Source organism: Candidatus Cloacimonadota bacterium, from assembly GCA_020532085.1.
Classification (GTDB): domain Bacteria; phylum Cloacimonadota; class Cloacimonadia; order Cloacimonadales; family Cloacimonadaceae; genus Syntrophosphaera.
In genome coordinates, this window is record JAJBAV010000017.1 from 42,527 (window position 1) to 54,846 (window position 12,320).

Genomic DNA, 12,320 nt, shown 5'->3' on the forward strand with positions numbered 1-12,320 from the left:
CAAGCGACAAAAAATGTGAAAAACAAAGGAGTTATCCCATGACCGATAAAGAAAAGAACGGCTGCAAATGCGGCGAAGAATGCCACGACCACGACGAGCCCTGCGATTGCGAAGGCGAAGAGTGCGAAAGCAACACCATCACCATTGAGCTGGAAGACGGCAGCAGCAAGGACTTCATCGTTCTGGACGTGATCACCCACGAAGGCAAGCAGTACATGGCCCTGGCCGAAGTGGATTCCATGGAATACGACATCATGAGCTGGGAAGTGGACGGCGAAAACGTGGAACTGAGCGTGATCGAGGATGACGCTGAGTTCAACGCCGTGGCTGCCAAATTCGAAGAGCTGTTCCAAAACTACGAAGAGGAGCCCGAAGACTGACCCAAATCACGCAACGGGACCGACATACCACCAGGAGCCACAGGCGGATGGACAGGAGGATGAGACGTGCGGGCTGACCTGATCTTGCGGGATTGCAGGCAACTGGTAACCCTGCAGGGCGGCGCGGAGCCGCGCACCGGAGCGGCCATGAACGATCCGGGCTGCATTGCCGGTGGCGCTCTGGCCATCAAAGACGGGCGGATTCTGGCTGTGGGCACCACAGACGAGATCATGGCCGCCCATTCCGCCCCGGAAGTGGTTTCCGCGGCAGACCAGCTGGTTTTGCCGGGTTTTGTTGACTGCCACACCCACCCCGTTTTTGTGCACACCCGCGAGGACGAATTCGCCCAGCGCCTGGCCGGAAAGTCATACGTGGAGATTTCCCAAGCCGGAGGCGGCATCCGCGGCACGATCAAAACCACCCGCGACGCCTCTGAGGACCTGCTCTTTGAGCTTGCCGCGAAACGCGTTCGCAAAATGATCTCGCTGGGCACCACCACGGTGGAGGCCAAGAGCGGCTACGGACTTGATACCGCCAGCGAACTGAAGCAACTGCGCGTGATCGCCCGGCTGAACTCGGAATTGCCTGTGACCGTGGTTCCCACCTTCATGGGCGCGCACGAATTTCCCGCGGAATACAAAGACAACCACGCCGGCTACATCAGGATCCTCTGCTCTGAGATGATCCCCGCTGTGGCTGAACAAGGCATCGCCCGCTTTTGCGACATCTTCACCGAGGCCCACGTTTACGGCATTGAAGACAGCAGAACGGTGCTCAACTGCGCCAGAGAACACGGTTTGCCGCTCAAAATGCACGCGGATGAGATCGAACCCATCGGCGGGGCGGAACTCGCGGCAGAACTGGGCTGCGTATCCGCCGACCATCTGGGAGCCGCATCCGACGTGGGCATCCAGGCCCTCAAAGCGGCCGGCGTTATCCCCGTGCTGCTGCCCGCCACGCTCTATTCGCTGGCCAGCAAAAACTATGCCCGCGGCCGCCACATGATCGACAGCGGCCTGCCTGTGGCCATCGCCACGGATTTCAACCCCGGCAGCTGCAATTGCGATTCGCTGCCTTTCATCATGAGCCTGGCCTGCCTGCAGATGGGCCTTTCCCCCGTGGAAGCCCTCTGCGCCTGCACCCTCAACGCCGCCCACGCCCTTGGCCTGGGGACGGAACTGGGCTCGCTGGAACCGGGAAAGCTGGCCAACTTCTGTATCTGGGACATCCCCTCCCTGAATTTCATTCCCTACCATCTGGGTTCTTCACATATCACGGCAGTTTACGCCAGTGGCAAGCTGGTCCACACTTCCTCAGCATGAACGGCAACAGCGGCGAAAACGCCTACACCATCATCGAGACCCTGCACAAATCGAGGCAGTTTTGCGTCTATAAGGCCCGCAACTATTTCAGCGGCAGGATCGTGACCATCAAAACGAACGAGCAGCGCTTCCGCTCAGACGCTGACCAAGTGGCCCAGCTGCGCGGGGAAGCGGAGACCGGCCTCCGGCTGAAACACCCCAATATCCGTGAAACCATCGGTCTGTTCGAGAATGGCGGCACCGTTTACATGGTCAGCGAGTTCCTCGAAGGCGATCCGCTCAACGGCATTCTGCGCATCCCGCACGTGGACATCAGCTACAGCCAGGCCATCAAGTGGACCCTGCAACTGCTGACCGCTCTCGAACACGCGCACAAGCATCTGATCCTGCATTTGAACCTAAACCCCACCAACATCATCATCACTCCGGATTACGACCTCAAGGTGCTGGGCTTCGGCAAATCACCCCATGCCTGGAAAATCGCCGATCCGGAACAGCACGCCCACCATCCCGTGCTCTTCACCCCGCCGGAAGTTTTTCTGGAGGAAAACCCCGATGAACGTTCGGATCTCTGGTCCGCCGCCGTGATCGCCTGGCTGCTGCTGCGCGGCAGACTACCCTGGGAACTGGACCGCCGGGAAAGCCCTTCCGCCCAGAAACAGATAACTTTCGGCCAATATCCCCTCAACCCGGATCTGCCTGGCAAACATATCCCCGCCTGGCTGTTCAGCGTTCTCAACAAGGCTTTGCAAATCGATCCCGCCAGGCGTTTTGCCAGCGCCGCAGAAATGCGGGAAGCGCTGGTCACGCAACAGGAATTTACCCTGGAAAACGACGGCGCCGGATCCGTTTCTGAACCTCCAAAAGCTCAACCTGCCCTATCTGCAGACAACCAGTTTTCCCCTCTCGGCGTTCCCACCGTGGAACCCAAACCTTCCCTGGCGGACACCCAGCCCGGAATCCCTTCCCGAGGCGTGAACACTCTGCTGGGCAAGCACCCCGGCGACACCACCGTGGACGGGCCGGTCCAGAAAATTCCCATCAAGAGAAAGGAAACCTCTCCGGAACTCAAGAAACTGCAGAAGACCTTCCGCGTCCTGGGCGTCATATCGGCCTGCATTCTTGTCTATATCATCCTGAAATACCACGTGATCAAGGACGGGGCCATCTTCGGCCAAGCTGACGACGGTGGCGCTCCCGCGCAGGTGACAGACGCGAAACCGAAGGTAACGAACGTGCCTCTGGAGATGATCTATGTTCTGGGCGAAACCGCGATCATCGGCAACAACGGCCCAGACGCCAAAAACGATGAATATCCGCTGCTGCAAATGCAGTTGTCCTCGTTCATGATCGCGCCCCGCGAGATCACACGCGCGCAGTGGGCCATGGCCAATCCCGGCTTCGAGTTTTCTGAGGAGGAAAAGGACCTGCCCGTCACCGGCATCACCTTCGACGAAGTGGTGGCATTTTGCAACGAGAAAAGCCGCCTGGACAATCTGCAGCCCTGCTACGAGTATCTCGGCAACGGCGTGAGCTGCGATTTCAACGCCAGCGGATACCGCCTGCCCACCGAGGCGGAGTGGGAGTATGCCGCCAAAGCCAGACGCACAAACGCTTTCACCCCCTACAGCGGCTCCACGGTCGCGGACGTGGTGGCCTGGTATTCCGCCAACAGCGGCGGCAGCCTCAAACCCGTGGGCCAAAAACAGCCCAACCAGATAGGACTTCACGACCTCAGCGGAAACGCCGCGGAGTGGGTCTGGAACTGGTATTCATCCTATACAAGCATCATGGATACGCCTTTTGCCGGACTGGACCAAGGCACCGATAAAGTGATCCGTGGTGGCTCCTACAAGGATCCCGCCGAAAACATCCGCGTCACCTCCCGCGCCCACGGCAAACCCTATGCCAAAGCTGATCACATCGGCTTTCGCGTGGTGCGGAAAAAGTAGCATCCAGCCATAATTTGAGGCTCAAGTTCATGTATGGTGGGTAAACTCTAGTATCCTATCCGTCATTCCAGCGCAGGCTGGAATCCAGGTCTTTTGTCGGGTTCGTAGCGCAGCATGCCAATGCTGCGCTTTGGCTTTTTGCAGGATCGGAATCCTGCGCCACGGGGCTTCCGTCATTCCAGCGCAGGCTGGAATCCAAGTCTTTTGTCGGGTTCGTAGCGCAGCATGCCAATGCTGCGTTTTGGCTTTTCGCAGGATCGGAATCCTGCGCCACGGGGCTTTTCTGGATCCCAGCCTACGCTGGGATGACGGTACCGATGTGCCATTCATACACATCCACTCTATTTGAACATGAGCCTAATTTGAGCGTAAAGAAGCCCGGCGGTTGAGGCCGGGCTTGATGTTTGGCTCTCTTTCAAACCGAGGGGGGGGGGGCAGTGATCAACCAAAAAGCAGCCGGGAGGGCGTCAGAACCCTGTGGGCGATTTCCGCTTTTCGTAGAGCATGATCACGCGTTGCTGCAGCAGATTGTCCAGCGGCAACACCATGTCGCGCAAGTTGGCGATCTCGACCAGTGCGGGGTCATAAGCCTGGGGGGCGGCTGCAGAAACGGTTTTCAGCAGCTGATCCGCCGCGTCGTTCCAGTGATTGATCTCCGCGGTGGCGGGAGAGATCCAGCCCAGTTCGTAAAAAAGGCGGAGCAATTCTGCGCCAAGCTTGGAACGAGCCGGGTTTTTGAATCTGGTGATACCTCCGTTGTTGCCCAGCGCGGTTCCTTCGATCTCCAGATAGGAGGGCGCGGGCAACAGCAGGTCGGCATCGGAATCCGGGTCCGCGAACTGCTGTATCTCCACCCTGAAGCCGGGGTTGGCGGTTTTCATGGTCCTGGTTCCCCAACTCAGCGCAAAGTCCACGTCGGCAGGCAGGCCAAAATCCGGCTGCATGAGCTGCAAGCCGCGGTAGTTCTGATAATCCGAGGTCTCCAGCACGTTACCAAGGGTCGGGTCGACCGTGCAGGCGGCGTTAAGCACTTTGGCGACGCTCTGTTCCCGGGTCTTGTTCAGGTTATAGATGAAGAGCTGGTGCGGCGAAAGGTTTAGCGAGGCTAGCGAGGAATGCACGCTGTCCGCGAAACCGATGGGTTTGGAGCCGCAGCTGACCACGCTCAGGAGCTTTTTGCCGGAGCGCTGTTTGAGGCGCAGCATGGTGCGCAGGGTATGGCTGATCTCTCCGACCACCACATATTCGTCGAAGCTGTCCAGCTTGTCGTAGGGATCAAGGTTTGGCTGCCAGGCCAGACAGGCGCTGCTGAACAGGCGGTAGCGGGGATTGGCATGCAAGGCCGCGCCACAGTTTTGGGCGGCTTTGTGCAGGATCAGCATCTCCTCCAGGCAGATGTGCGGCGAAAGCTCGAAACGCTTGCTGCCGGAGGATTCCGCTCTTTCCTGCATAACCTTCAGGGCTTCGCCCCACGTCAGTTCCTTCCAGCCGTCATTTTCCTTGAGCAGCGGTGTTTTTAGGCGGTCAGCGCCAAACAGGGCCTGCCAGCCGAAACGGCCTTTGAAACAGAGGTTGCGTCCGTTGAAGCCGGGCTTTTTGTCGTCGGTGCTGATGCGAACGGGCAGACCGGACTGCGTTTCACAGAGGATCTGGCAACCGGTGCCGCAGATGCCGCAGCTCTGCAGAGTGGTTTCTTTCGGTAGGGGATTGAGCTTGTAGTTCAGATTCCGCTCCACCAGCGCGCCCACGGGACAAACGGCGATGCATTTGCCGCAGCTTTCGCAGGTGGTTTGGGTTAGCGATTCGCCAAATTCCGGGGCCACCACAGCCGCGAAACCGCGGTAAACGTAGCCCAGCACCGCGGCGCCCTGGATCTCGGCGCAGGTGCACACGCAGCGTCCGCAGTTAATGCATTTGTTGGTGTCGCGCACGATGAAGGGATGGCTGTAATCGATGGGATGTTTGTTGATGCTGCCCGGGAAACGGAGGGCGTCCACCCGGAAATCAGTGCAATATTCACGCAGTTTGCAGGTTTCATTCACCTGGCAGCCGCATTCCAAGCAACGCGCGGCCTCGGCCTTGGCCTCAGCTGCATCGAAGCCAGTCTCCACCTCGTGGAAAGTGCTTCTGGCTTCCTCCAGCGGAATCTCCGGCATCACTTTCCGCGCGATCTTTTCATAGTGGGCGTATTCTTCCGGGGAAATTTCCTGCACCTGGTAGCCTTTTTTGGCGTCGAAGCGGAAATGGTCCGCTTTGATTTCCTCGCCGGCCAGATAGCGGTGGATGGCTTCCGCGGCCAAACGACCGTCGGCAATGGCCTCGATGGCGGTGGCGGCCCCGCGGCGGAAATCGCCGCCCGCGAAAACGTTGGCCAAACCTGTGTGCATAGTGCTTTCGTCCACCACAGCGGTTTGCCAGCGGCTGAGGGGAAGCTCCTTTCCTGCCACGCGGTTGGCTGACTCCGCGAAGATATCCACATCCGGAACCTGGGAGATGGCGGCTATGATGGAATCGTAGCTTTCGGTGAAAAACTCGCCGGTGGGCTCCGGACGCCTTCTGCCGCTGGAATCGGGTTCTCCCAGCTTCATCTTTTCTATCTTCACTTCCCGCAATTGGCCGTCTGTTCCGAAATATTCCACCGGATTGCAGAGGTAGTGGAAAACCACGCCTTCGTGTCCCGCGGCCTCGATCTCAAAGGGTTCGGCAGGCATCTCAGCCTTGGTGCGGCGATAGATCACGCTCACCTCGCAACCCAGGCGAATGGCGGTGCGGGCGCAGTCGATGGCGGTGTTGCCGCCACCCACGATGGCCACCTTTTTGCCCAGAACCGGGGTGTGGCCAAGGCTGTGGGCCTTCAGGAAATCCACGCCCAGATAACAGCCGGTGAGGTCGGAGCCTTTCACCGGCATGGGCACGGCTTTCTGGGCCCCGAGGGCCAGATAAACCGCGTCATAACCGGCGCGCAGTTTCTCCAGCTGGAGGTCACGGCCCAGTTGCACGTTGTATTCGATCTTCATGCCGTTGGCGCACATCAGCTCGATCTCACGCTCCAGCGTGGCCTTGGGCAGCCTGTATTCGGGAATGCCGTAGCGCAGCCAGCCCCCGGCCGCGGGCGCGGCTTCGAAGACCGTGACTTCATGGCCAAGGTTGGAAAGATAGTATCCGCAGGTAAGTCCGGAAGGCCCGGCGCCGATGATGGCGATCTGCTTGCCGGTGGCCGCCGCCTTTTCGGGAACGTAGTTCCAGACGTCGCCGAGGTCCTCATCCGCGGCAAAGCGTTTCAGCTGGCGGATGGCGACAGGATCATCAACGATCTGGCGCCGGCATTCCTTTTCGCAGAATGCCGGGCAGACACGCCCGATGGAAAGTGGCATCGGCAGGGTGTCCTTGATCACTTTCACGGCATCGTGGTACTGGCCGTTGGCGATCAGCGAAACATAGCTCTGGATGTCCACGTGGTCCGGACAGGCGATCTTGCAGGGGGCTTCGCAATCGGCATAGTGGTTGGAGATGAGCAGTTCCAGCGCCATTTTACGGGCGGCTCGGATGTCCTCGCTGTCCGTGACGATCTCCATTCCGGGGGTCACAGTGGTGCCGCAGGAGGTCACAAAACCGCGGCGGCCTTTCACTTCAACGGCACAGACCCAACACGAGCCGAAAGGTTTGAGTTCTTCATCGTGGCAAAGGGTGGGGATCTCGATCCCGTTGCGGCGGGCCAGTTCCAGGATGGTGATCCCGGCTTCGGTTTGCACCTGGGTTCCGTTCAGCGTTACTTCGATCATCTTCTTCTCCTATCCTTTGCTGATGGCGTCGAACTTGCAGGCCTTGTAACAAGCGCCGCATTTAACGCATTTGTCCTGATCGATCACATGCGGCTGCTTCACTTCCCCAAAGATGCACTGCACCGGGCATTTGCGCGCGCAGGCCGTGCAGCCGATGCACTTGTCCGGAATGATCTCAAAACGCAGTAAAGCTGTGCAAACCCCGGCGGGGCAACGCTTCTCCTCGATGTGCGCCAGATATTCGTGCTTGAAATAGCGCAAGGTGGTCAGCACCGGATTGGGCGCTGTCTGACCCAGACCACAGAGCGAGCCTTTGATGATGTTCACGGCCAGTTCCTCCAGCCTGGCGATGTCTTCCAGCACCCCTTTGCCTTCTGTGATGCGGGTGAGGATCTCCAGCATGCGCCGGGTGCCAATGCGGCAGAAAGTGCATTTGCCGCAGGATTCGTTCTGGGTGAAATTGAGGAAATAGCGCGCCACATCGACCATGCAGGTGCCGCTGTCCATCACCACCATGCCGCCGGAGCCCATGATGGCGCCGGTGGCGGTGATGCTGTCGTAATCCACCACGGTGTCCAGCAGTTCCGCCGGGATGCAGCTTCCGGAGGGGCCGCCCATCTGCACGGCTTTGAAGGGTTTCTCCGTCTTCATGCCGCCGCCCACCTTGTAGATGATGTCGCGCAGAGGAATGCCCATCGGCACTTCGATCAAGCCGCTGCCGGCGATCTTTCCGGCCAGCGCGAAGACCTTGGTTCCTGGCGATTTTTCGGTGCCCACCGCGCGAAAGGCTTTGGCGCCGTTGAGGATGATCCAGGCGATATTGGCCCAGGTTTCCACGTTGTTGATGTTGGTCGGCTTGCCCCAGAGGCCAGATTCAGCCGGGAATGGAGGCCGGATGGTGGGCATGCCGCGCTTGCCCTCGATCGATTGCATCAAGGCCGTTTCCTCGCCGCAGACAAAGGCCCCGGCGCCTTCCTTGATGTGCAGTTCAAAGTTGAAATCAGTGCCCAGGATGTTCCTGCCCAGAAACTTACGTTCCTCGGCCGCCGCGATGGCCACCTTCAGATGCGCGATGGCCAGCGGATATTCCGCCCGGCAATAGATATAGCCTTCATCCGCGCCCATGGCGAAGGCGCCGATGATCATCCCTTCCAATATCTTGTGCGGATCGCCTTCCAGCACGCTGCGGTCCATGAACGCGCCCGGATCGCCCTCGTCGGCGTTGCAGACCACATATTTCTTGTTGCTTTTGGCTGCCGCGGCAAAAGTCCACTTCAGCCCGGTGGAAAATCCCGCCCCGCCGCGACCGCGCAGTCCGGAATCCTTCACTTCGGCGATGATCTCTTCGGGTGTGAGGGCCAGAGCTTTATTCAAGGCCTGGTAGCCGCCGCGGGCTTCGTAGTCGGCAATGGAAAGGGGATCGATCACGCCGCAATTCCCCAGCACGATGCGCATCTGGTTGGCCAGAAGCTCGTTGCGGCTGGCCTCGTGTTTTCCGGCCAGGATCACGTTCGAGGAGGGGAATTTTCCACCCTGGTATTCCTCCACCAAAGGTAAAACGTTGTCCGGATCCACGCGGCCCAAAATGACGCTCCCGAGTTCGTTTCCGGAAAGCTCCACCAGCGGCTCTTCAAAGCACATGCCGATGCAGGCGGTGCGCTGCAGTTTGAAGGCCCCGGGCTGGGCGGAAAGGTGTTCCTGCAGCTTGTGATACACGTCCTCAGCGCCGGCGGCCAAGCCGCAGCTGGCGAGTCCGACTTTAATGGTGACCGCTTCCATCATGCCCCCCCGTCGCGGAATTTGTCCAGAATGCCGGGAATCGCTTCCGGAGTGAGTTTGCCAAAGGTCTGGTCGTCGATCATGATCACCGGCGCCAGCGAGCAGCAGCCCAGGCAGGCCACTTCCATCAGCGTGAACTGCATGTCCTCGGTGGTCACTTTGCCGCCTTCCAGCTTCAGGTTTTCGATCAGCGCGTCCTTGATCCCGTCGGCGTCTGAAACGTGGCAGGCCGTGCCTTTGCAAACTCTAACGATGTGTTTGCCCTGCGGCTCCAGGCGGAACATCGAGTAGAAGGTCACCACGCCGTAGATCTCGGCGGCTGGCACTTTCATGCGTTCAGAGATGTGTTTGAGAACGGGCCGGGAGAGATATCCCTCGAGGTTTTGCGCGGCTTGTAAAAGTGGTATGAGCGAGCCCTGCCTGCCCTCGTATGCTGGCAACAACGCGTCCAGCCGGCTGAAGTCCTGTTCCATCGCGACTCCTTGACTATGGATTCAGTGGTCACGCGCCGCGGGATTGAGACTTCCGCGAGCACGGAAAACACATTTACAGGGTGGCGGTCTTTGTCAAATAAAATGTGGAACCATTCCCGGATGATTTGGTCAACTTCTGGTCAGACAGACGGTCCCGGATCCGTTTCCCTTGGAGAGGCCTACTTCAGCAGCAGCAGCTTGCGGGCCTGGACATCCTTTCCCGCCGCCGCCCGAAGGAAATATACCCCGCTGGGCAAGGCTTCACCGCGGTCATCTTTGCCGTTCCAATCCAGCCCATGCCGCCCCGCCGCCAGTTTCAGCGCTTCAAAACAGCGCACCTGCTGTCCCCGGAGGTTAAAGATCCCGATGCTGACCTCCGCCGCCTCTTTCAGCTCCAGAGCGATCCTGGTCTGGTCCCTGAAGGGATTGGGCGCGATGGCGTCCAGGCTGAAAACCGCCGCCGGCAGCTGGGGATCGTTCACCGCTGTGCCCCAGTATTCGCAGGCCAACGCTCCGGATAGCAACACAGCGTTGCCGTGCCGGTGGGAATTATTCAGCAGGGCATACCAGTCCTGGCCCACGGGAATGTCAAAAACCGCGGTGCCGGATGCCACCGGGCCCGTGTAAGCGTAGGCGCTGCAGAAGTTGTCCAGGTCCAGGAAGATGGCATTGTCAGCGTCCACCACCAAAAAGGAAACGGTGGCCGGCTCATCAACTGCCTCGTAAAATCTGGCGGGGGCTCCCAGCACGTCGATGTCGTCCCAGAGCGTTTTGCCGGTGATGAAATAGCCGGGGCTGGCAAACCCCGCCGTGAAGCGGAAATCCTGAACCGGGTCGGAGGGCGGGGCCAAAGCCTCGATCGTCGGCTGGGGCAGCGGCGCGGCGATCTGGAACTGGTAATTGTAGATCTCGCCGTTCACCGAATTCGCGATAAGTTGCGCGTAGGTTCCCGGATTGGCGGGATAAAGCCCGAACATGGTTTCCGCCCGGGCGCGGTAATCGCGGTTTTCGCCCACGCTGAAACTCACCAGGCCGTTGTTGTCGGTATAGGCCTCGCAATCGAAGCGGGGCTGGCTTTCAAAAATGGCCAGAACCACCCGCGCGGCGTCCACCGGCTGCAGGTTTTGGTCCACCACCTGGATGTTGATGGTGGCCAAGCCCTCCGAATAGCGCTCTGTGACCGGCGAGAACAGGCCGTCGCTGCGTTCTTCGAACACGCTGCCGAACACCTTGCCCCAGCCGTTTTCATAGACCAGCGGGTTGTTCAGATAGCCGTTCACCGGCTCCCAGGCCACCCAGCCGTCCTCCCAGAATTCGTTCCAGGTGTGGTCCGTTGAGACGGAACTGATGTTGGTGCAGGGGATCAGCGCGATGCGGGCCACGGCGGAGCTGAGGTCGGCGTATTCTCCGCAGCGTCCAAAGCGTTTGGCGAAGATGCGCACCGGCTGATGCGGGCGCTCGTTGTTCGAGGTGAAACTCATGTTCTGGTTGATCCACCAGGTGGCGGCGCGGATGGCGTCTCCGGGCGATCCGTCGCGGTTGAACACGCTCTGGCACTGGACCAGGGTGTCGCGCAGCACCGGATGGCTGTCGTCATCGTAATCGTAAAGGTATGAGCGCCAGAACTTTCCCCCATCCCAGGGGGCCGCGATGTTGTTGGCGTGCGTGCTGTTGTTTTCCACGATGGCGGGATCGATGTAGGCCTGGATCTCGTCTGTGAGCTTGGGATTCACCAGATACCAGTAATAGATCTCTTTGGGTACGGTTACCTGCATCATTTGCCCGCCGGCGTCCTTTTTCCAGTAGCGGGTGGTGGACCAATAGTCTCCTCCCGCGTCAGCGGAACCGGTGTCCACGATCTCCACGTAAGGCAGTTCCGCCGCCGCGGCATAGATCTTTTGGGCGTTCTCCGTGAACAGCTGGGGATGGGCGAAATCCGAATTGAGGTATTCCGGCGAGGCCGTCGCCACGCAGAAGGCGATCTCATCCACGATGGGGTCAGGCGCTTGCACGATCAGCAGGGAATAGGTCTGCTGCTGCATTTCGCCAACCTGGGACAAGGTTTTGTACAGCTCGGCCCGGATCCAGTCCGGCGCCCTTTCCAGGGCCGCCAGGACATAACCAACGTTGTTCGATTCTGCGCCACCGGAAAACCAAGGATAGGCAAACTGCTCATTGTTGACAAAGATCAGGCCGAACTGCTCTCCGGCCGGCAGAATATAATCCAGCGGCATCTGCCACAGAAGCCACCAGTCATCCCGGATCTCAGCTCCCGGGGAGGTTTGCGCCGGATCGGGAATGCTCAAAACCGCTTCCGGCTGCACCACCGCAATCGCGTCTTCGATAACTATTTCCCGGCTGGTGAGCCCGCGCGGAGCGGCGCTCAGAACGGCCACCGTGAGGGCCATGAAGATCAGGGCAGGCTTTTTCATCGGATCACCTCGAACCAAATACTCTTTTGCTCATTGTTTTCCCCCGCCCAATGCTGTCAATGAAAAAGCGGACTGGCATTCCCCCATTTTTTTATACCAGCCTGATTTTCATTTGCCATGGTTCGATCAGATCGGCTCTATATGGTGACTTGTTGTAGTGGGTGACGCGTTGCAGGCAGATTCTGATCACTTGGCAGAG

General features: G+C 59.3%; 7 protein-coding genes. 3 read left to right on the top strand and 4 right to left on the bottom strand.

Going from position 1 to position 12,320, the window contains the following annotated elements; all coding sequences use genetic code 11:
• The first annotated feature begins 38 nt into the window (after positions 1-38).
• The 3 genes from LHW45_06085 to LHW45_06095 all read left to right on the top strand — a co-directional run bounded on the left by LHW45_06085 (position 39) and on the right by LHW45_06095 (position 3,655).
• Entirely contained in the window at positions 39-380 is a 342-nt protein-coding gene (locus LHW45_06085) for a DUF1292 domain-containing protein (protein MCB5285142.1), read from the top strand.
• Positions 381-446: 66 nt separating this feature from the next.
• Positions 447-1,703 (top strand): imidazolonepropionase, encoded by a 1,257-nt coding sequence (gene hutI / locus LHW45_06090; GenBank protein ID MCB5285143.1) that lies wholly within the window; start codon positions 447-449, stop codon positions 1,701-1,703.
• Entirely contained in the window at positions 1,700-3,655 is a 1,956-nt protein-coding gene (locus LHW45_06095; protein ID MCB5285144.1) for an SUMF1/EgtB/PvdO family nonheme iron enzyme, read from the top strand. The genes hutI and LHW45_06095 overlap by 4 nt, the downstream gene beginning before the upstream one ends.
• Positions 3,656-4,122: 467 nt before the next feature.
• Here the strand turns inward: LHW45_06095 and LHW45_06100 are convergent, their stop codons facing one another.
• The 4 genes from LHW45_06100 to LHW45_06115 form a co-directional block, all read right to left on the bottom strand.
• Positions 4,123-7,437, bottom strand: coding sequence for an FAD-dependent oxidoreductase (locus LHW45_06100; protein MCB5285145.1), 3,315 nt, complete (start codon positions 7,435-7,437; stop codon positions 4,123-4,125).
• A 9-nt stretch (positions 7,438-7,446) separates the two neighbouring features.
• Positions 7,447-9,219: an NADH-quinone oxidoreductase subunit NuoF gene (locus LHW45_06105; GenBank protein ID MCB5285146.1), complete on the bottom strand. Its 1,773-nt coding sequence runs from the start codon at positions 9,217-9,219 to the stop codon at positions 7,447-7,449.
• Positions 9,216-9,689 (bottom strand): NADH-quinone oxidoreductase subunit NuoE, encoded by a 474-nt coding sequence (gene nuoE, locus LHW45_06110; GenBank protein ID MCB5285147.1) that lies wholly within the window; start codon positions 9,687-9,689, stop codon positions 9,216-9,218. The genes LHW45_06105 and nuoE overlap by 4 nt, the downstream gene beginning before the upstream one ends.
• A gap of 179 nt (positions 9,690-9,868) precedes the next feature.
• Entirely contained in the window at positions 9,869-12,121 is a 2,253-nt protein-coding gene (locus LHW45_06115; protein ID MCB5285148.1) for a T9SS type A sorting domain-containing protein, read from the bottom strand.
• Between the last annotated feature and the right edge of the window lie 199 nt (positions 12,122-12,320).

Bases quoted from the DNA above. Each gene is read 5' to 3' on its own strand.
- LHW45_06095 (MCB5285144.1), top strand. From the start codon at position 1,700: ATGAACGGCAACAGCGGCGAAAACGCCTACACCATCATCGAGACCCTG.
- nuoE (MCB5285147.1), bottom strand. From the start codon at position 9,689: ATGGAACAGGACTTCAGCCGGCTGGACGCGTTGTTGCCAGCATACGAG.
- LHW45_06115 (MCB5285148.1), bottom strand. From the start codon at position 12,121: ATGAAAAAGCCTGCCCTGATCTTCATGGCCCTCACGGTGGCCGTTCTG.
- LHW45_06100 (MCB5285145.1), bottom strand. From the start codon at position 7,437: ATGATCGAAGTAACGCTGAACGGAACCCAGGTGCAAACCGAAGCCGGG.
- LHW45_06105 (MCB5285146.1), bottom strand. From the start codon at position 9,219: ATGATGGAAGCGGTCACCATTAAAGTCGGACTCGCCAGCTGCGGCTTG.
- LHW45_06085 (MCB5285142.1), top strand. From the start codon at position 39: ATGACCGATAAAGAAAAGAACGGCTGCAAATGCGGCGAAGAATGCCAC.